The organism is Afipia massiliensis (assembly GCF_014203115.1).
Taxonomy (GTDB): Bacteria; Pseudomonadota; Alphaproteobacteria; order Rhizobiales; family Xanthobacteraceae; genus Afipia; species Afipia massiliensis.
On record NZ_JACHIJ010000005.1, the window covers coordinates 142,360 to 161,906 of the forward strand.

General features: G+C 55.2%; 17 protein-coding genes. 6 read left to right on the forward strand and 11 right to left on the reverse strand.

Annotated features, from left to right (window positions below; genetic code table 11):
- Positions 1-149: 149 nt before the first annotated feature.
- From HNQ36_RS17620 to HNQ36_RS17640, 5 genes are read right to left on the reverse strand one after another with little or no spacing between them, the layout of a single operon-like run.
- Positions 150-1,256, reverse strand: a complete 1,107-nt coding sequence (locus HNQ36_RS17620; RefSeq protein ID WP_024577360.1) for a nucleotide kinase domain-containing protein — start codon at positions 1,254-1,256, stop codon at positions 150-152.
- A complete protein-coding gene (locus HNQ36_RS17625; RefSeq protein WP_024577361.1) occupies positions 1,253-2,209 on the reverse strand; it encodes a TylF/MycF/NovP-related O-methyltransferase in 957 nt (318 codons plus the stop codon). Before HNQ36_RS17625 ends, HNQ36_RS17620 begins: the two co-directional genes overlap by 4 nt.
- Positions 2,196-3,845, reverse strand: coding sequence for a thymidylate synthase (locus tag HNQ36_RS17630; protein ID WP_051373166.1), 1,650 nt, complete (start codon positions 3,843-3,845; stop codon positions 2,196-2,198). Before HNQ36_RS17630 ends, HNQ36_RS17625 begins: the two co-directional genes overlap by 14 nt.
- Before the next feature lie 31 nt (positions 3,846-3,876).
- Positions 3,877-4,524 (reverse strand): Nmad2 family putative nucleotide modification protein, encoded by a 648-nt coding sequence (locus HNQ36_RS17635; RefSeq protein WP_024577363.1) that lies wholly within the window; start codon positions 4,522-4,524, stop codon positions 3,877-3,879.
- 6 nt (positions 4,525-4,530) lie between these two features.
- Complete coding sequence (locus HNQ36_RS17640) at positions 4,531-5,022, reverse strand: TIR domain-containing protein (protein WP_024577364.1); 492 nt, start codon at positions 5,020-5,022, stop codon at positions 4,531-4,533.
- A gap of 340 nt (positions 5,023-5,362) precedes the next feature.
- On the opposite strand from HNQ36_RS17640, the gene HNQ36_RS17645 reads away from it, so the two are divergent.
- Positions 5,363-7,858, forward strand: a complete 2,496-nt coding sequence (locus HNQ36_RS17645; protein WP_024577365.1) for a membrane protein — start codon at positions 5,363-5,365, stop codon at positions 7,856-7,858.
- Between the two features lie 1,159 nt (positions 7,859-9,017).
- On the opposite strand, the gene HNQ36_RS17650 is transcribed toward HNQ36_RS17645, so the two are convergent.
- The 4 genes from HNQ36_RS17650 to HNQ36_RS17665 form a co-directional block, all read right to left on the reverse strand.
- Positions 9,018-9,827, reverse strand: a complete 810-nt coding sequence (locus tag HNQ36_RS17650) for a polysaccharide deacetylase family protein (protein ID WP_318256753.1) — start codon at positions 9,825-9,827, stop codon at positions 9,018-9,020.
- Positions 9,828-9,959: 132 nt separating this feature from the next.
- A complete protein-coding gene (locus HNQ36_RS17655; protein ID WP_197430967.1) occupies positions 9,960-11,426 on the reverse strand; it encodes a tripartite tricarboxylate transporter permease in 1,467 nt (488 codons plus the stop codon).
- 23 nt (positions 11,427-11,449) lie between these two features.
- Positions 11,450-11,932 carry a tripartite tricarboxylate transporter TctB family protein gene (locus HNQ36_RS17660; RefSeq protein ID WP_062316870.1) on the reverse strand — a complete coding sequence of 161 codons (483 nt, stop codon included), beginning with the start codon at positions 11,930-11,932 and terminating at the stop codon, positions 11,450-11,452.
- Positions 11,933-11,950: 18 nt separating this feature from the next.
- Positions 11,951-12,940, reverse strand: a complete 990-nt coding sequence (locus HNQ36_RS17665) for a Bug family tripartite tricarboxylate transporter substrate binding protein (protein ID WP_062316872.1) — start codon at positions 12,938-12,940, stop codon at positions 11,951-11,953.
- A 127-nt stretch (positions 12,941-13,067) separates the two neighbouring features.
- On the opposite strand from HNQ36_RS17665, the gene HNQ36_RS17670 reads away from it, so the two are divergent.
- The 5 genes from HNQ36_RS17670 (at position 13,068) to HNQ36_RS17690 (ending at position 17,298) form a co-directional block, all read left to right on the forward strand.
- Positions 13,068-13,754, forward strand: a complete 687-nt coding sequence (locus HNQ36_RS17670) for an isochorismatase family protein (RefSeq protein ID WP_062316874.1) — start codon at positions 13,068-13,070, stop codon at positions 13,752-13,754.
- Position 13,755: 1 nt separating this feature from the next.
- Positions 13,756-14,523: a maleate cis-trans isomerase family protein gene (locus HNQ36_RS17675; protein WP_062316876.1), complete on the forward strand. Its 768-nt coding sequence runs from the start codon at positions 13,756-13,758 to the stop codon at positions 14,521-14,523.
- 35 nt (positions 14,524-14,558) lie between these two features.
- Entirely contained in the window at positions 14,559-15,206 is a 648-nt protein-coding gene (locus HNQ36_RS26600) for a MarR family transcriptional regulator (protein WP_156449420.1), read from the forward strand.
- Between the two features lie 84 nt (positions 15,207-15,290).
- Positions 15,291-16,769, forward strand: a complete 1,479-nt coding sequence (locus HNQ36_RS17685; RefSeq protein WP_062316880.1) for a 4-hydroxyphenylacetate 3-hydroxylase family protein — start codon at positions 15,291-15,293, stop codon at positions 16,767-16,769.
- A 4-nt stretch (positions 16,770-16,773) separates the two neighbouring features.
- Positions 16,774-17,298, forward strand: a complete 525-nt coding sequence (locus HNQ36_RS17690) for a flavin reductase family protein (protein ID WP_062316882.1) — start codon at positions 16,774-16,776, stop codon at positions 17,296-17,298.
- 213 nt (positions 17,299-17,511) lie between these two features.
- Here the strand turns inward: HNQ36_RS17690 and HNQ36_RS17695 are convergent, their stop codons facing one another.
- Positions 17,512-17,847, reverse strand: a complete 336-nt coding sequence (locus tag HNQ36_RS17695) for a class I adenylate-forming enzyme family protein (RefSeq protein WP_082757991.1) — start codon at positions 17,845-17,847, stop codon at positions 17,512-17,514.
- 363 nt (positions 17,848-18,210) lie between these two features.
- On the reverse strand, positions 18,211-19,536 hold the full coding sequence (gene glcF / locus HNQ36_RS17700; RefSeq protein ID WP_062316886.1) for a glycolate oxidase subunit GlcF: 1,326 nt from the start codon (positions 19,534-19,536) through the stop codon (positions 18,211-18,213).
- Positions 19,537-19,547 lie beyond the last annotated feature (11 nt).

Sequence of the window (19,547 nt, forward strand, 5' to 3'; positions counted from 1 at the left end):
TTCGGAGATCAGGATACAAATATGTGTATTAGAGACATTATAGCGCGCCACTTTGTGCGGAGAAGGAGGGTACGCTCAAGTGGAAGCTCCGACTCCCAAGACCACGGTTGATGTTTCGGCGGCATTCAAGAGAGGACCGCGGAAACTTCTCAGCTAAACAAGTCTCTAATAGCCAGAGCCCTGTGTTTGGCAGTTCGTGAGCCGGATATGACATGTTCACGAACACTAGCGTGCCGATCCGTCACAGCGTGTGCCGCTTTCATCACCCGATTGTTCGGAAGATTCCACTTGGGAGGAAAGAAGAGTGAAATGTCATTAGCGGTCGCAGCGTACTTCGCCTTGATACGACTACGGGCACTGGTTAATTCTGGCAAGGCCTCGCGGCAGTACTTGTCAAGTTCACAAAAAAGTCCTTGGCAATCGATCGCATGTAGTTTGCGTCCGAACAGTCCGCTGAATGGTAACTCGAAGCGCCGAAATTCTTCATCCTGCCGATTAGCCATCCACAATATCGCATCCGCCGGCGAGAAATCTCCTAATGAAATGAATGCTTTCTTTAGGCCCCGCAGGGCGCCGGGACCAGCTTGCGTATAATCGTCCTCATCGAACGACACTAAGTCTGAATAGTTGAGATCAATGGCAATTTGGTAGGCCATGAAAGGCCCTATTAGCGGGTAAGCTTGCAACGTTTGGACGACCATCTTCAGCGACGACGCATTCAGTAACTTTTCGGCACAGGCATCCACCAGAAACATATGCTTAAAAAGAGCAACATGGTTGCGATGCTTTTCATCAAAGCCAAATGCCTTGTTCGCGCAAAGAATAAATGCGCCCGTGTAAAGCCCGCCGTGCGTTAGTTTTGCTTGATCGAGAGCCCTCTCGAACTCTCCGCTCCTAAGATGCCTGAGGCACGGCGCTCCGCCCAAATACTGCGCAAGTGCCTCCCAAGTCCCTATCCGGCTGAAAGTCCGGAACGCCACAATTTGGAACAGCCGGTCACTCGCCGTGACTTGCCGATCCTCTTTATAAGCTACATCACGTATCATGTATTGTGACACGCGATCCGCCGCGCGGAAAACATTACAAAACTTATAGGTCTGTAGGATACGGTCCTCCGACCAAGGCCACTGCCGCCCTGCCAAGCGGGCCTCAAATGCCGCTTGGCGGCGAGAGGCGAAAGTCCAGTATAGCTCGTAAACACCCGCGCGCGGCTCGGGTGCAGAACGGCGGACAAAACCGTAGGGCGACAACGTCATTGCACTCTCAAAAATACACCTGTCCCGTGCAGGTTAAAATACCTATCATCCGATGCCAGCGTTTTGGCGGCTATTCTTTCACCAATTGTGTCGAGGTGTCTGCTGGAACCAGTCCAATGGTCAAAAACGATCGCGCCACCCCGAATGGTTCGGTCCTTTATAACATCTATGATCGCGCTGGCGGAGGTGAAATTGTCAGTATCCACGAAAGACACAACCAAATCCTGATCACGAAGGCAGCCAACAGTAGCAACGATATCGCCCTCGATAATCTCCACATTTCGTCCGGCAAACACTGATTTCACCAACGCCGAGTTGCGGAACACACAGTCTGGATGAGCATACATATCCAAGGCGCTTCGCTTCGGCGGAAACCCGCCGAAAGTATCGAAACCGAAGACCTTCCAGTTCGCGCCCATTTCTTCGATGAACCGCGAGATGAGCATGGTTGTTCCGCCTTTGAACATGCCGAATTCGGCCACGACGCCTTGGAGACCTAGGCGATGAGCATTCCGCAGGCATTGATAGATATGAACAAGTGAGTTTGCGTAGCCGTTCGCAAACGACGGAATAAATGACTCCTGCCGAATTCGGTCGAAAACCTCGTCTCGAAAATTGAAGTGACCGAAGCCGCCGACGAGGAGCTTGGTCGCCGCGGGCAGATACTTGGCAACGCCCTCCAGAAGCTTTTCTTTGTCATCATCCTCGGCAATCACAACGATGTCCGGGCGGTCGACTTCGAGCCTATCGAGAGACTGCACACCGGCACCTTCCCCCGCCCCGTCCGCGTAAATGCCGCTGAGTAACGCATTGCCAGACATGAGCGCAAAATGAGACGCCAGCTCTATCGCCGTTGGCGTCCACCCCACGATCGCCACCTTTACAGGCGCCGAACGGGCAACGATTTCCTCGCGCAGCCTCAGTTTGAGCTTGGCTAAATCATCGTCCTGCATGCTGCACCTCAGAGCGAACGAATCGCGCCAAAGCTACGGTATCGTCAGCAACGACCCGTGCAATCAGCGCTCCCGCAGCTTCCGCCAGCTTCGTCGCTAGTTCGAATTGTTCGGCGGTGTCACCCCTAGTCTCGGCATTGCGCCAACATGCGTCGAAGCGAGTCACAACATCGCTAATCAACTCTTTGGTACTTTGAGTTGGCATCTGCAGATCAAGCCGATCAACAAGGGTATCGAAGTTGGCGTCATGGTCACTATACGGTTTGCGGGCATCGTTGGGTAACAGATCGTTATCTTCCAGGTGTTCGGCCAAGAAAAGTCGGTACTTCTCAACGTAAACATATAAGTCGATGACCGTGTCGAGCAGCGATTCGCCCCGCATTGTGGCACCCGTTTGGACCAAGTTTTCCAATCTGTCCGCCTTGCGCGCGATATTAGGCAAAATGCTCACGAGTTCTCCACGCCGTTTCCAGGCGCCACCGTAAGCTCTGTCCTTCTCTGCATGCAGCCGCTTGATGGCAAGCTTGAAATCATCAGACGCATTCACCGAGATCCCGCGGCAAGCCTCGAAAAAGCGCCTGATCTCAGGCTGCGCGATGTTATCGGTAAGTGCGGGATAAAGGCGGCGCAGTTGATCGTATATTGCTACGACGTAGTCTTCCGCTGGCAATTGGCCGAGTTCTTTGACGAGACGCTCTGCACCCCATTGCCGATGGGCCCAGAACACATGGATAAGCGCGAGGCCGCTATCCAGAAACGGGTCATCGACACGGCCGTGCTGGAATAGTGGAACGTTCGGTTCGGCTCGAATTTTTTCCTCAACGATGAACCATTTCTTCAGCTTACACTCGAACTCGTCCCATAAAGTACGAAAAGGCGCGCGACCTATGCCGAAGTCATACGGCGTGAGCCCGTGGAACGAGTTGTTCATCTGGCGCACGCGATCAAAATGAATGTCGTAAAGATGAAAGGACGTTGCAAAATAAGTGGCAGGTCCATTTTCAAGGCCCAACCAAAAGGACATCAGCTCTTGCAGGACGCTCCACTCGAAGGCATTTACGCCCGAGAACCCCCACATCGCGTCATTGCTGCGAACTGCAACGTTCAGGTGGAGCTTACCGTTTCGAGCAATCCAGCTGAGCCAGTTGTTGCAGGGAATGTCTTTTGAATCGACATAATCGCGAGCCGGATCAAAGACCATCATCACAGCGCGGCGCGACGCCAAATCCTTCGTGAGCAGCTGACGCGCCTCGTCCAGTTGGTCGATCGATCCACACCAGCGGCGCAGGCGTGGCCCGTAGGCACCGTGCCAAGTCGTACCATCGTCAGAAAACTCAGGCGCCCGCGGCAGATATCTCGTCAACCAAGCGATGTCATCCCGACCCGCCAGCATCCACATTGTTTCGGCGAATTGAGCGAACACGTCACTATGTCGCTTCGGCACAAAGAGATAACGCTCGTATGGCCGCTCAAGAGAGGTTACCCGCCCGAGGAGCTCGCGTGTCAGTTTTCCGCGAACACGAACCTCGACACCACTCGTAAGCACATCGGCGACGCTATCAACCGTTGCGAAGCTGATATTTCGGTAATTTGGCATCTGGGTCAACGATGCTGGGTATCGAACGCTCTCATTCATCCCCTCCCAATCCAACGCTCTCGGGCGTTTTTTATGAAATAAGTCTATTGCGCGTCTTTGAGAATCGCTTATCGCTCATTCGGAATTGAAAGGGATCAGCAAGTACGCGATTACTTTCTTTGGCTTCGGCTTTGATCCAAGTGAGCAAAGCTTCGCAATCGCCCTGCGAAAAAACCCGATGTCCCCGTCCATTCTTGTAACCGATCTTACGAAGAAGCTTTGACGGGACGAGGGATGCGTTACTGCCAAAATAATAAAATTCATCCGATATCAGGACGCGATCAGTCTGGGTATCATGGTTGGTGTTCGGCATGTCTTGCTCGCCACTGGGCTGACTGTGAACGCAATTTTCCTGCAACCACTTCTTCGTTTGCGGGTCCCGCCGATAAACGTTGTCACCTACCATAGTTCGTCGGGTGCCATGGCGGACCGGGCGTTTGCCGAAAAACTCCGCCGCATTCCAATACTGATCAAAATCCAGATCACGCGTTACTTTCATTCCATAGATACATCGCCCCGTAGCCTTCAGTTCGCTTCCTCCCATGCCAATGATCCAATCACCGATCTTGGCTTTTCGCCGGATGACGGGCATGCAGCACGCGAGGGTGCAAACCCCGTCGAACGGATTCGGGGCAAACCCGAAGTCGTACCGCACGACGTATATGTAGACGGTTGCCACGACCGGTTAACAACTCGACGTAGGACTGGCATAAACCGGCTCTCGCTGGTCGCGGCTGTCCGGTTTTTCGAAAGGACGACCCTTGCCCTCGATCGCGTCGATAATGCTGTCAGAATTCCAATTAACGAGAGCGGTTCCGTAATCGTTTAAGGCCGCCGGCACGTCGACTTCCGTCCCGCCTCTTACATACACGCCCACAATGCGCTTCCCGAGTTGGTTGGCTTGCTTGATCTCCCAGTCAACCCAAGGCCGTTGGTGGGTCTCTTTGCCGACGAGCACTACCACTGTGGAGGCCCAGGACATCTTCATGCGCAGAAGGCGCTTAAGCACGGCGTCCTTGATCAGGCCGTTTTTCAACCGGTCCTGATTTGCGGGCTTGGCACGGATCGATGAGTTTCGCACTTCCAAGCCACTACGCTTGAGCATGTCCGTTAGCCCTGTGACATGCTCATCGTCAGCGTGGTGATGGCTGATGAAGACGTTCTTCAGTTTAGACATTTGCTCTCGCAAAAACTGTAGGAGCCGTTGTTGATGCCAAATTTTTAGTTCGCTTGCCCATTCTTTCCGACGCGTCCGCTGGACTGCGACACATTGAGCGGATCCCAAGAATCATCTAATGAAAACATACGGTTGCGATGATACTTAATTCCCTCAAACCGCGTCCTCAGTAACTAAGAGTCGCCCCGCTGCTCAAAACAAGAACATAGGTAGAACATTGAGTCGAGGGGAAAAGCGCGGCAGAGGACAACTTCCGCTCACAATTTTCAACCCTTAATATGCGCTATTCCAACTCTCAATTGGAAATTGCGTCGCCCGGTCCAGCTCCAAGGTGCACTCCATGTCTGAGCTTGCTACGCCCAGCACTCCCGGCAACTCGGCTGGACCGGGCCCCGACGGGCGCGCTGCGCACGAGTTACTTTGCGAAATGCGTACGCGAATTGCGACTCAACCCTTGCCCTATCAATACGGCGTCGAAACGCGCGCATTAGAAAGTCTTGTCGAGATATTTCAATTCGCTCGAAAGGCGATGAAAGACAATCCGGGTTGCGCACACTTTGCGCGCATCACGACCACCATGCTGAATGTAGATTTGCGACCCATTACCGCGAAGTGGCATCGCGCATACAAGGCGGGGGTCCTGGACTCGCGCGATGGTGCCAACGATTTCCGCACAGACCTTGCGGCACTGCAACCACGTCTGGCGTCCTTCGCTGAAGAGCTTCAGAAACTGGCTTACGGAAATTCTCAGCCCGACGTCTCATCGCCCCCTGTTGTCAAAGAGGACGAATTGGCGGATTGCCTGTCGCCCCTGCCATTTGGGATTGATGAGACGGACGCCAGCTGGAAAGCAATCAATTCCAGCGAAACTAAGGAAATCAATGCAAGACGCAAATTGCAAGGCGTCGCCACACAGCCCGGCTTTGATGCAAATGGTTTATCGTTGTCAGGAGGCGGCATTCGATCCGCCACTTTCTGTTTGGGCGTCATGCAGGTTCTCGCTGAACGAGGTCTGATGAAAGACATCGATTATCTTTCAACCGTGTCGGGTGGCGGATTCGTCGGTGGCTTCATTTCATCGCTAGTCGGTAGCGGTGAGACCTTCGAACAAATCGCATGCCCGTCAGGTCCCGATAGTGGACCCGTCCAGCATCTCAGGCAGAACGCTAAATATCTCAACGCAGTCAATCTCAAGCAACGCTGGATGATGATCTCTGGTACACTATCCGGCTTAATCTTGAACTGGAGCGCGCCGCTAGCAGTCCTTTCCGCTCTAGCCTTCTTTGCGTCTTATATCGCTATGGACGCGCATTTCTGGATTTCCGGTGGCGTGGTCTTCATTCTGGCCACGCTTGCCTCAATCGTGCTGCACGGCATCACGTTGCGGCTCTCGTTAGCAGGATCGACGCCAGTTCTTGTCGCTGGATGCGTACTAGCAACGCTTTTTTGCCTCGCTATGGCCTTGCTCGAATGGGGCTACAGCCAGTTCCATTCACCTTATGCACTAACGATCTTTGCATCGCTTTCCATCGCGGCGATAGTCGCGCCCGTGCTCGCGCGCTTCTTGAGGATAACTTCAAGTGAACGAAGTCGGAAGTTGCTCTTCGAATTCTCGCTCTATCCCGCCGGCTTCTTGGTGCCTCTCTCGGCAGTTCTCGTATTTTATTTACTCCGCGACCTCGGGCGCAGCGAGTTACACCCGACTTCGTCGTGGTGGAATCTTCTACACTACGTAAGCGGTGACATCGCTCTTTTGGGCATCTTCCTGACAACAGGCGCAATCGCCGTTTTTCTTCTGAATATCAACCTCACAGGACCCCACAAGTTGTATCGTGATCAGCTTGCGCGGACCTTTATCTGGCCGGCCGACACTCCTAATGTCGAGCTGGCACAGGTCGATCTGAAAAGCCTCGGACCTTACCATCTGATCAACGCGACCGTGAACCTGCCTGCGAGTAAAAGCCCGGTATTGCGAGATCGAAAAGGTGACTTCTTCCTGTTCTCCAAGCACTGGACTGGGTCGCGGGCTGTAGGTTATTCGCCGACTGCGTCTTGGAAGACAAACGGTCGCTCATTAGACCTTGCAACTGCAGTGGCCATCTCGGGTGCTGCCGCATCTCCTCAAATGGGGTTGGGTTCTGTACCAAGCCTATCCGCCCTTATGACTTTATTGAACATAAGGCTTGGATATTGGATCGTGAATCCGAAGCATCCCAAGCGATTCATATCACCCGGATTCTCCTGCATTCTTCGAGAAATGACAGGAGCAAGCATGACTGAAGCCGCAAGTTGGCTGAACCTCTCTGATGGCGGCCACATCGAGAATATGGGGCTTTACGAACTGCTACGCAGACGATGCAAATTCGTCGTGTGCGTCGATGGCGAGGCTGACCCTGACAGCACGTTTCCTGGTCAACTGACCTTGATCAGGCAGGCACAAATTGACCTCGGCATCCAGATCGAACCACGCCTGGACGAAATCCGTCCCGACCCTACTTCGCGAACGAGTAAAGCTCACGCCCAACTATTCCGTATTAAATACCCGACGACTGTCGATGGCCGGCTAGCTGGCACAGGCCTGTTGCTTTACCTCAAGCTCTCATTGACCGGCGATGAGGCAGAGCTTCTCAAGCGGTACCGGCATATGAATCCTGATTTCCCACATCAGTCGACGTTGAACCAGTTCTACGATGAAGAACAGTTCGAAGCCTACCGACAGTTGGGAGTTCATGTTGCGCAGGGCGTATTTGCCGATGCGCTTCTGACCGAAAATTCGCGCCCCGCTACAGTGCGTGATTGGTTCGCGCAGCTTGCGAAGAATATGTTGGAGCCCTAGCACAGCCTCTTCGCCGGAAGCAGCACCGAACCTCCGGCTTCGTGCATCTAGCTCGTCAGCCATTTTGGAGAGCTCACAACGCGATATCGCGAACACGCGGCGATGCGAGATCGCAACACGAAGCTTGCCATCAGTTGGACAAGCTTTTTTGCGCGGGCAACTTGCCGAATTTCCATGCTGCATACGAAGGTGGAAAGGCGTCGGACCGCTGCCGGTCCGCCTTGGATCTGAAGCAGACACTCAACAGCCGACTGGACGTCACGACTGATAAGCTTTCCACCAAAAACTATCCAGTCATCAAATGAGCGCCCGGACTCGCGCTGCAGGTTAAGTTTTACAATTCAAAGCACCAAGTTCATCACGCAGTGGCGATCGAACTTTAGTCTCCGCCACGGGTCTTCAGAAAACGGGAGTTTTCTTGGAGTTGGCTGGAGATTCTTGAGCAATTTCGCGTCAGAAATCCCGCCGCTGCGTGATCGGAGACAGGAGTCGTCTTCAAAACCCCGCCATTGGCGGGCTTTTCAATCTCGAAACGGTAGTATTTTCCAATATCCGCACTGGCTGGCTGGCGACGCAGTGCTGATCGAATGGGTCTCCCGGTGAATTCCTTGCTAACAGGGAATTTTACAGGGAAATATGCGATTTCGGAGCTCTCAGGTGCGATTTCTTGCCGAGAAACCGCTGTGCCGCAGCGACTTTTCAAGAACTACTCTACTAAAATTAACAGTGAAAATTTCCAAGAAAACAGGGAATTTCCTAGCGGGGACAGCGAATCTACCAACGCATAATCGAGATCGCTGACGGATAAGGTTTTCGATAAGTACAGGTAACTCAACGCCGACTATTACGGTGTGCAGCCGCCCGCCCAAGAGACCTCGTCTGGATCAACGTCACAACAACGGCGTCAGAACGCACCGATCATTGGACAAAGATACGCCTGTCTCTCGCCAAATTCGGCGAACCGTAAGCGTCAAAATCATACGCCATTCCTGGCGGACTTCATCATCACTACGTCCGGGTCTAAGTTTTCGGTACACACACACCCGGCAGGCGTATTACAGAGGTCGGGCGCGCCGAAACAGGCTCGCAGAGCCCGGAATCCAGTTCTTTCCCGCAAGATTTCTCATCAGCTACCCTGCGCAAAAGCAGGAAATCCTTATCACGGTTCGATCAACACGCCTTTTGGAAGTGACAGGGTATACTTGGCGATTTCGCCCGCCGTCGTCAGCCAAATATCTCCCCGCTGTCTGACGATATGCTCCAGTGCATGGCGCAACCTGCGCGCGCGGTGCGGCTGCCCCATCACGAAGGTATGAAGCGCGATGCAATAGACCAGCGGATACTTCCTTGAATCCTCTAGCTGCTGGTCGAATGCATCAATCAGTAAAGAGGCAAATTCTTCATCGCTGACCTTGCGATTGAAGATCGCCGGCAGATCGTTCAGTTCCATCGAAGGATAAGGCACGCTCAGGATTGGCCCGTTGTCCGTGCGGAACAATTGAGGTTGTTCGTCGAAGAACCAGTCCAGCATGTACCTGAAACCGTTCTCGACCAGAAGCTCCGGTGTCTTAGCGCTCTGCGAAATGAAAGGGCCGAGCCAGCCTTTCGGCGCCGAACCTTCCTCGTGCTCGAATCTCGCGCAGACCTCGCGAAGCATTTCCCGCTCCTGATCTTCCGTCATGTCGACCTGACGCTCGGAGTTCGTTCGGCCGTGACCGACGAACTCGTCGCCACGGTTGCGGAACGCGGCGACGAGCTCAGGATAAGCGTCGTACACTGCGGCATTAGTGAGTACAGAAAGCGGAATGTTCAGTTCGTCGAACATATCCAGCAGGCGCCACGCGCCAACACGGTTACCGTAGTCACGGTAGGCATAACCGCGGTGGAACGGCGCGGTCGGCATGGTTGTGAAATCCGGTCCGGGATTCCGACCGAACTCGAATGCCTCGATATTGATCGCGAAGTACACCGCAAGCCGCTTGCCATTTGGCCACTCATAAACCGGCCGTTTCGTGATCGGCACGAAAGGATAGCGGTCCATTTTTGTATCGAATTTCGTCATCGGTTCTCTGCTATGTTGATTGAATTGAACAGCGGATACTTATTCGGCGAAAGCAGCCTCTCGCTTTGCGCGCAAAGTCGGGAGCATGAGTGAGAAAACAAGCATCATTGTCGCGGCAAACAGAGCGATACTGATCTTGCTGTGGATCAGAATCGCGGGATCACCACCCGAAAGTAGGAGTGATCGCCGCAGGTTCTCCTCGAGCAACGGCGCAAGAATGAACCCCAGCAACAACGGTGCGGGCTCGCAATCCAGCTTGCGCAGCGTGTATCCAACGAGAGCAAAGCCAGCCATCAACAAGACATCGAACGTCTGAAGATTCACGCTGAACACGCCGACGCAACACACCAGAAGAATGGCCGGGAAGAGACGCCTGTAAGGGACCAGCACGAGTCGGGCCCACAGGCCGACCAACGGCAGGTTGATCACCAGCAGCATGAGATTTCCGATCCACATGCTCGCGACGATCGTCCAGAACAGCAGCGACTGCTCTTCGATGACCTTCGGACCTGGAACGATACCCTTCACGGTCATCAACCCGAGCATCAGCGCCATCACGGAATTGGCGGGAATACCCAACGTCAGCAGGGGAATGAAAGACATTTGCGCGCCCGCATTGTTCGCGGACTCCGGTCCCGCAACCCCGGCGATGGCTCCGTGGCCAAACTTGCCAGGATCCTTGGCTACGCGTTTCTCGATCGCGTAACTCGCAAACGAGGCGAGGATCGCGCCGCCACCCGGCAGAATTCCCAGGATCGATCCAATTCCCGTACCGCGCAGCATGGCCGGCCACGACTCGCGCAAGTCATCACGGCTAGGGAGTATCCTGTTCAAGTTAGCTGTAACAAGGCTGCGCACTTCCGGCTTTTCGAGCGCGAGGATGACCTCGGAAATGCCGAACACTCCCATCGCAATGATCGTGAAGTCGATGCCGTCGGCAAGTTGAAGGTAGCCGAACGTAAACCGCTGCGCATCGGAGCTAACATCAGTCCCGACCAAGCCCAGGAAGAGACCCAGAAAAATTACAGCGATCGATTTCAGTATAGACCCGTTGGCCAGCACGACCGCAGCCACCAGCCCTAGCACCATGAGAGCGAAGTATTCCGGAGCTCCGAACTTCTGCGCAAGCGCCGCAAGCGGTGGACTGAGCAGCGCGATGAAAACTGTCGCAATGGTGCCCGCAAAGAACGAGCCAATCGCGGATATTGCGAGCGCAGTACCAGCCCGACCCTGCCGGGCCATCTTATGACCGTCCAGCGCTGTGACGACCGACGACGCTTCACCCGGGAGGTTGATGAGGATGGATGTCGTCGATCCGCCGTACTGGGCGCCGTAGTAGATACCAGCAAGCATGATTAGCGCCGCATCGGCCTGCAACTGGTAGGTAATCGGCAATAGGATCGCTAGCGTAGCCGTCGGACCAAGCCCGGGTAAAACACCGATGAGCGTTCCGATCAGAACCCCGACAAAGCAGTAGAGCAGATTGTAAGCCGACAGCGCTGCCATCAGCCCGCTCAGAAGGTTCTGACCTAGCTCCACAGCAGCACCGGGAGGCTTGGCAACAGATCGATTCGAACGCCGATACCGCAAACAAAGACCAACGTAACAATGGCGATCAATACGCTTGCGAGGACAAGCGTCTCCGCGAGGCGCTGCCCTTTAATCGCTTGTCCGCCGCATGCGAGCAACGCGAAGCTTGCAACAATCAACCCGGCCGGCTTTATGAGCAAGCCGTACAGTACGATCCCCATTAGAACGCTGAGCAGCGGCCGCGGATTCCAGGGATTGAAGTCAGCGGTGGATTCTTTCGCTTGCAGAATCGCAGCAACGACGCCTCGCGCGCCGATGATCGCGCCAAAGATCGCCATTCCACTTCCCAGAAGAAGCGGCACATACCCCGGCCCCATGTGTCCTGCAGTTCCTATCTTGTAACCGAAACTGAGCTTGATCGCGACGAAGCCAAGCGCTGCGAACATCGCCCCCGCCAGAAAATCCTTATTGAGAGCTGTCATCTTTATGCGCCGATACAGTCAGTTGCTTTCGGCTTTGAGGCCGGCCTCTCTGACGATCTTGCCGATCGCGCTGTAGTCGCCCTTCACAAAGGAGGAGAACTCTTCCGGCGTGAACGCGCCCGGAGTCGCTCCGCTTTCGAGAATGCGTTTTTTGTACTCCGGCAGTTCCACCATCTTCCGAAGCTCGGCGTTGATCTTCGAGATGATCGGCTTCGGCGTCTTGGCTGGCGCAAACAGCCCAAACCAGGATCGCATTTCGTAGCCCGGAACCCCCTGCTCCGAGATAGGCACAACATCAGGGATCAGATCCTGACGGGCAGTAGTCGTGACGCCGAGGGGCCGCACGGTGCCAGCCTTTATCTGACTGATCACGGAAATCGTGTTGGCGAACATGGATTGAACTTCGCCAACGACCACCGCGTTGGCCGCCAGCGCAGAGCCTCGGTAGGGAATGCTCAGCAACTTAACGCCCGCCTTCTCCTTGAAAAGCTCTCCAGCGATGCTCATCGACGTTCCCGAGCCTGCATGGCTAAACGTCACTTTTCCCGGATTAGCCTTTGAATAGGCAACGAACTCTTGAACCGTCTTCACCGGAAGGCTGGGATTCACCACCAGAACATTGCCTAGCATCGCAACCATGGCGATCGGTTCGAAGTCCGTGAGCGTATTGAACTTCATGTTGCCGAACAGATGGGGGTTGGTGGCATGCGTAGCTTGACCACCCATCAGCAGCGTGTAGCCGTCCGGCTCTGCTTTCGCGGCCAGTTGCGAGCCGAGTACTCCCTGCCCGCCGGGGCTATTTTCAATAATGAATTGTTGTCCGAAGGCCTTTGTCAGATGCTCAGCCGCCATCCGACTGTAGAGATCATAAACGCCGCCCGGCGGAAACGGCACGATGATCCGCACGAGCTTTGTCGGATAGTCCGCGCCGAATGCGCGTGATGGGAGTATTGTAGCTGCGATCAGCGCGGCGATCCGGGCGAGCCGTAACCATCTCGAATTCAGCATTGTCTACCTCCCAGTGAATGGCTATTCGCCGCGTCGTTTCCCATTCGGTTGCGCGGCTTGACCCAAACGCTAGTTCAATATATTTAATTTTGCAAACTAAAAATATCAAACAGCGCAAGGAACGATCATGAGACCGTGGGATCCATTTATCTCCACTGAAGAACAACGCGCTTACGAAGCCGCAGGCTTCGGCCGGCCCGGCGGACTCGGAAAGCGTCCAGCTCTGCTGATCATTGACGTCCAGTATCGAACCACCGGAACAACGCCACTGCCCTTCTGGCAGGCCGTGGAAGAATTTCCAACTTCATGCGGCGACGTCGCCTGGCAATCCGTTCGCCATATCAAGGATCTTCTGACCCTGTTCCGCAGCAAGAGATGGCCTGTCGTCTACCCCCATGTAGCGCCAAAAACACGAAACGACCGTGGCAGGTTGGCCAGCAAGGTGCCTGCCATCATGTCGATTTCATCGCGCGGATATGAGTTTGTGGAAGAGATCGCGCCTCTCGAGCACGACATCCTGATTCCGAAGAAACATCCGAGTGCTTTTTTTGGAACAACTCTCGTCAGCCATCTCGTCGATCTCAATGTCGATACACTGGTCATGACCGGGTGCACGACATCGGGCTGCGTCAGGGGCAGCGTCGTTGACGCCTTTTCCTACAATTTTCACGTCGCCATTCCCGAAGAGTGCGTCTACGACCGCAGCCGCGCGGCTCATGCTGTGAACCTTTTTGACATGTCGCAAAAGTACGCCGACGTATCACCGACCGCGGTGCTTCGTTCACAACTTGCTGACCTACAGCCCGGAGCCTGACATGCGGGATGATTTCGAATACGGGTCCGCCGGTATCATCGGCATTGCGCCGCCGCAATCGAACCCGACAGTCGAGCCTGAGATGGCAACGCTTCTGCCCGCCGACGTGACAATGCTCACGACGCGTCTCCGCGGAAATATGCTGGATACCCGAAAACGGTTCGGTGAATACCTTATCAACCTAAAGGACAGTCTCGATGGCTACGGAGCAATCAAGCTGGGCGCCTTCGGCTTTGCATGCACCGCGACCAGCTATCTGCTGGGCGAACGGGAGGCAAGCCGGGAGTTCGATAAGCTTTCTCTGCATTTTGGATATCCTATCATTTCATCAGCCCAGGCAATCCGCATAGCTCTCAGTGAACTGGGCGCGGCTCGCATTGCCCTGTTTGGACCCTATCCGGGCTGGCTTCAGGAAGTATCGCAAAGGTTTTGGTTCGAGTCCGGCTTCGCGCTGGTCGCCAAGACCGGCGTGGATCTCGGCAACGGTGATACGCTGGGCATCTACCGGCTGCGAACCAATTCCATCGTCGAAGCGGTCAGCCGTATGGATTGGAGTAAGGCCGACGCCATCGTGCTGACCGGCACGGGCGCACCGACGCTCAGGGCGATTCCCGAGATCGCACGCCTGTCGGGCAAACCCGTATTCTCTTCGAATCTCTGTCTCGCTTGGGCTCTTCTCCGCGAGATAGGCCACAAATCAGCACTGCCTGTTTGGGCGGACCAAAGCGTGTTAATCAAAGGCTGGGCAGACCGACTGGATCGCAGATGATTCGGACGGCCATACCCTGAAGCGGAGGGGATGGCGTGCCAAAAAAAGCGAAGCAGACCAAGCTGACATCTCGAAAAAGCTCAACAGTCGTGTCGAAGAAAACTACACTCCCTCCGACCGTCTCGCGCGCATCCCTGATGCTTGATGGTTCGGATGCTCTCGTCCGCCGTATTACTCATTTGCACTATGTTCTATCCGGCATGCTGGAAAGCATCCGAGGCGGTTTCGCATCGTTGATCGGCGTCTCATCGTTTCAATACGTCTTGATGCAGGCTCTTGGACGGCTTCAAACCGACACCGACTGGACGGTGCGCTCGGTCGCTCGGGAAATGCATATGACTGACGCCTATGTCAGCACTGAAATTAGCGACCTCGAGCAACAGGGTTTTCTGGAGAAGGTCACAAACCCGAACGACAGGCGCATGAGCTTTCTCTCGTTGACAGCAAAGGGGCGTGAATCGCTCGCCGCAATAGCGCCGATTCAGACCATCGTGAACGATACCCTGTACGGACATCTCGACGAAAAAAGCGCGACCGCTTATCTGGAAGAACTGGGGACATTGGCCGCCCAAGCCGAGAAAGCAAGCGCGGTGCTCGATCAAATCACTGCAGCACAACGACTGGCAGTTCTTGGAAACGTCCCCCGCCCCCGGCGCCGGCGCCGTCCACCCTTACGCGCATAAGCACGAACCGCCCTTGGTTACCACTGTCTTGACAGCAAACGTGATGTCATTTAGTTAGTTTGCATAAATAACTAAAGGTGACACATGCTTCGATCCGGCAAGGACTATCTTCGCTCGCTTCAGGACGGCCGTAAAATCTATCTCGGCAGTAAGCTCGTTGACGATGTCACGGAGCACCCCGGTTTTCGCAACTCCGCAAGGAGTTTTGCCCACCTCTTCGATCTCAAACGCGATGCCGCGCATACCAACGCGCTCTCGTTCGAAGCCGACGGCGATAGGCATAGTTTCTACTATTTGCAGCCGCGCAACGGTGAGGATCTGCAGTTCCGGATGAAAGGTCACAAGCTATGGGCCGACGCGAGCTACGGACTTTTCGGGCGTTCCCCGGATCATGTCGCTTCCTTCATCACCGGAATGACCTGCCGACCAGAGGTCTTCGACATACCTGAGCATGGCTTTAGAACCCGACTGCTCGACTACTATCAGTATATTCGCAGCAACGATCTCTACGTCAGTTACGCGACCCATCCACCGCAAGGCGCTCGAAACTATTCGACAGACGCCAAAGCGCATTTCTTCAAGTCACCGGCCTTGCATGTCGAGGCTATGGATGATGAGGGCATTATCCTCCACGGCATGAAAACACTCGCGACGGGCGGCGCGTTCTGCGACGAGGTCTGGATCGGAAATCTGACACCCCTTGCCCCCGATCGGATCAAAGAGGCGGTCACCTGCGCAATTCCCGTCAATTCAGCTGGGCTTTCGCTCTGGTCGCGCCGATCGATGGAAGGCGCCGCGCCCAACGAGTTTGATTATCCGCTCTCGTCGCGGTTCGACGAAAGTGATTGCATGCTGGTGTGCGAGCACGTGCGCGTTCCATGGTCACGCGTTTTCACCATTGGCAACGTCGATCTGAGCCGCGCGATCTATATGGAGACCGGTGGTCACTATTTTGGCAATCACCAGTCGAACGTGCGCTTCTGGTCGAAGTTGCAGCTTATCGTCGGCTTGGCGAACAAAATTGCCAAATCCGCAAGCGTACGAGGTATCCCCGCCGTTCAGGAAACGCTGGGCAAGCTTGCAGCGATGGAAGCCACGATTGCCGGCCTCGTGCACGGACAGGTTTCCGATCATCAGCCCCTGGGCGATGGCTACGTTGTCGTGAACCAGCGCTACATGTATGCAGCTTTGAGCTGGTGTCAGGATAACTACGGCCTGATCTGTGCGACCGTCCGCGAGCTAATGGGTGGAGCAATCTTTCAGATGCCGGCTGACATTTCCATTATCGAAAGCGGAAAACTCAACGATATTTTCGAAACCTATTGGGCAACCGACGGCGAAACGGCGCTCGACCGTATGAAGCTCTACAAACTCGCCTGGGATCTGCTCGCATCCGAATTCGGTGCGCGGCATGTGCAATACGAGAACTTCTATGCCGGTCCCCCTTTTCTCGTGCGTGCCCATAGCATGAGGCTCGCGCCGTGGGATCGCTTCGACGCCACCGTCGATACGCTCATGGCGAGCTACGGACCACAATCCCACACACGCACGGCAGCAGAGTAAGGCAATGCCCGCGGACAGCATCTCACCCGTCCCGTTCGACACAAGAGCCTTTCGGAAGGCACTCGGCTGCTTCCCGACCGGCGTCGCCGTTATTACTGCGCAACCCTCGGGACAGTTACCGGTCGGGTTGACCATTAACTCATTTGCATCCGTCTCGCTCGATCCTCCGCTCGTGCTTTGGAGCCTTCAGCGCGATGCGCCGAGCAAGGACGCTATCCTTCAGTCCGGGCATTTCGTCGTCAACGTGCTGGACGAGACCCAGCTCCGCCTGGCGCAGCAGTTTGCGCGACCTGCTATCGACAAGTTCGACGGCGTCGAGATTTCAACGAACCGCTGGGGCGCGCCATACATAAAAAAGTGTATCGCTAGGTTCGAGTGCAAGGTGATGAACTGCGTGGACGGCGGAGATCACGTGATTTTTCTCGGAGAGGTCGAACACTTTCACCACGAAACTGGAGCTCCGCTGGTATTTTGCCACGGGATGTTTGCATCCGTGGCCGACACTAGGCCAAAGCAGATCACTGGCTAGGATAAACCGCGCCCGGTCTCGCCTTTCGCGACGTCCTCGGATCGCGCGCCTGATTGCTCTCAAGAATCCCGCCAATCTAAGCGCAGTGCAGCAGTTCGATCGCCCGTCGCTTTCGGCAGGGCTCGATCTCAGCATCCTCTTAGGGAAATCCGGCGAAGAAATTAGGGAATTTCTACACGAACTCTACATCAGGCTATACGAAATTCGATTCCATCAGCGATGACGGTCAACGCAAGGTTCCTTCATCACCGCGGCGAATTGATCGCGCAACTTGTGCTTCTCAATCTTTCCCGAAGGCGTCCGGGGCAGGGAATCGACAATACGAACATGCTGCGGGACCTTATAACCCGCAAGCTGCGCCCTGCAGGCTGCCCGGAGACGCTCCGGATCGATTTTGTTTCCAGATCGCGGCACCACGACGGCAAGGCCGACCTCGCCCCAGCGCGTATCCGGCACACCAATCACCGCAGCCTCGGCAACATCTGGAAGATCGTAAAGGAAGTTCTCGACCTCGGCCGGATACACATTCTCTCCTCTGGAGATGAACATGTCTTTGAGGCGATCGACAATGAAGATGTCGCCATCGGCATCACGGACAGCGACGTCGCCGGTGCTGAGCAGTCCCTCTAGCACGCCCACGGAACGTGCGTTGGTATGAGTCCACTCCCTTCAGGCCCCATCGACAGAGATTAGAGAGGCCCAAGCAGCACGAACGGGCACGTGTTGCCACGCCGTATACTGCCAACTCTGCTTGAACCGATGCAGGGAAAGATCCATGCGGCCCGCTGCAGTTTGGTTTGGAACGGCATCGCATTCAATGGCGTCATTACGCGGAAAACCCGATCAACGACCAGCTGGCTTTTTCAAATTGTCCTATCGTTAAATGACCTGCCTGCCTCCTTCCATCAGAAATCAGGAAGATCCTAGATCTGATTGGCTGTGCAGCATTGAATACATCGCATCGGGCAAGGGACCGCCCGTTGCCCAGTCAAGCAATTCAACGGTGTGAACTATCGGAATAGTCGTCGCGGCGCCGATCTGTGTCATGCATCCCAGGTTTCCGCTCGCGATAATCTGCGGCCTCACTTTCTCGATGTTGGTCACCTTTCGCGACCGAAGCCGGTCTGCGATTTCGGGCTGCATAACATTATAAGTCCCCGCCGAACCGCAACAGATGTGGCTTTCAGGAACGTCCTTCACGACAAATCCCATCTGCTTCAGAAGGGATTTCGGCTGATCAACGATGCGCTGACCGTGCTGCATTGAGCACGCCGAATGATACGCGACAATCTGACCTGTGGTCCGAACGGGTCCCTGAAGCTGAAGTTTATGGAGATACTCAGTGATATCCTGCGCGAGCGCAGAAATGCGCACAGCCTTGCGAGCGTATGCCTTGTCCTCGCGGAGCATGAATCCATAATCTTTGATGGTCGTTCCGCAACCCGACGCCGTGACGATGATGGCATCGAGCCCGCTCTCGTCAAGCTCCCGTGTCCAGGCATCAACGTTGCGCCGGGCCGCCTCCAGTGCCGATTCCTCGTAACCCATATGATGCACGAGAGCTCCGCAGCAACCCTCGTCGCGGGGGCTCGTCACCTCAATCCCATGACGATTCAGCAGCCGGATCGCGGCGTCGTTGATGTTCGGATCAATGACCTGCTGGGCGCAGCCCATCAATATTGCGACTCTGCCTCGCTTGCCCTGCGCGACCGATCCCTGAGGAGTGGACTTCCGCGGCTTCAGAGCCGGGGCAAGATCGATCATGGCGGCAAGATGCGCGCCGCCCGGAAGCCTGGCAATCCATTTCCTCACCGGCCTGACCGCAGCCGCCGACAACAGCGCCAGTCTCAGCCGTTTCGGATACGGCAGCACCGACGCCAGCATGCCACGCAGAACACGATCGACCAAGGGGCGCTTGTAGGTCTTCGTGATGTGGGCCCGCGCATGGTCCACCAGATGCATGTAGTGCACCCCGGACGGACAGGTGGTCATGCAGGAGAGACAGGACAGGCAGCGATCCACATGCTTGACGACCTTCTCGCTCGCCGGTTTCTCATTCTCGAGCATATCCTTGATGAGGTAGATTCGCCCGCGCGGACTGTCGAGTTCGTCTCCCAGCAGCAAGTAGGTCGGGCACGTCGCAGTACAAAACCCGCAATGAACACAGGCGCGAAGAATCTTCTCCGATTCGATCATGTGCGGATCGACAAGCGCTGTCAGCGAGAAGTTCGTTTGCATGGGATTTCGAT

Bases quoted from the DNA above. Each gene is read 5' to 3' on its own strand.
- HNQ36_RS17665 (WP_062316872.1), bottom strand. From the start codon at position 12,940: ATGCTGAATTCGAGATGGTTACGGCTCGCCCGGATCGCCGCGCTGATC.
- HNQ36_RS17685 (WP_062316880.1), top strand. From the start codon at position 15,291: ATGCTTCGATCCGGCAAGGACTATCTTCGCTCGCTTCAGGACGGCCGT.
- HNQ36_RS17660 (WP_062316870.1), bottom strand. From the start codon at position 11,932: ATGACAGCTCTCAATAAGGATTTTCTGGCGGGGGCGATGTTCGCAGCG.
- HNQ36_RS17620 (WP_024577360.1), bottom strand. From the start codon at position 1,256: ATGACGTTGTCGCCCTACGGTTTTGTCCGCCGTTCTGCACCCGAGCCG.
- HNQ36_RS17675 (WP_062316876.1), top strand. From the start codon at position 13,756: ATGCGGGATGATTTCGAATACGGGTCCGCCGGTATCATCGGCATTGCG.
- HNQ36_RS17655 (WP_197430967.1), bottom strand. From the start codon at position 11,426: ATGGCAGCGCTGTCGGCTTACAATCTGCTCTACTGCTTTGTCGGGGTT.
- HNQ36_RS17640 (WP_024577364.1), bottom strand. From the start codon at position 5,022: ATGTCTAAACTGAAGAACGTCTTCATCAGCCATCACCACGCTGACGAT.
- HNQ36_RS17630 (WP_051373166.1), bottom strand. From the start codon at position 3,845: ATGAATGAGAGCGTTCGATACCCAGCATCGTTGACCCAGATGCCAAAT.
- HNQ36_RS17670 (WP_062316874.1), top strand. From the start codon at position 13,068: ATGAGACCGTGGGATCCATTTATCTCCACTGAAGAACAACGCGCTTAC.
- glcF (WP_062316886.1), bottom strand. From the start codon at position 19,536: ATGCAAACGAACTTCTCGCTGACAGCGCTTGTCGATCCGCACATGATC.
- HNQ36_RS17645 (WP_024577365.1), top strand. From the start codon at position 5,363: ATGTCTGAGCTTGCTACGCCCAGCACTCCCGGCAACTCGGCTGGACCG.
- HNQ36_RS17690 (WP_062316882.1), top strand. From the start codon at position 16,774: ATGCCCGCGGACAGCATCTCACCCGTCCCGTTCGACACAAGAGCCTTT.
- HNQ36_RS17625 (WP_024577361.1), bottom strand. From the start codon at position 2,209: ATGCAGGACGATGATTTAGCCAAGCTCAAACTGAGGCTGCGCGAGGAA.
- HNQ36_RS17695 (WP_082757991.1), bottom strand. From the start codon at position 17,847: ATGTTCATCTCCAGAGGAGAGAATGTGTATCCGGCCGAGGTCGAGAAC.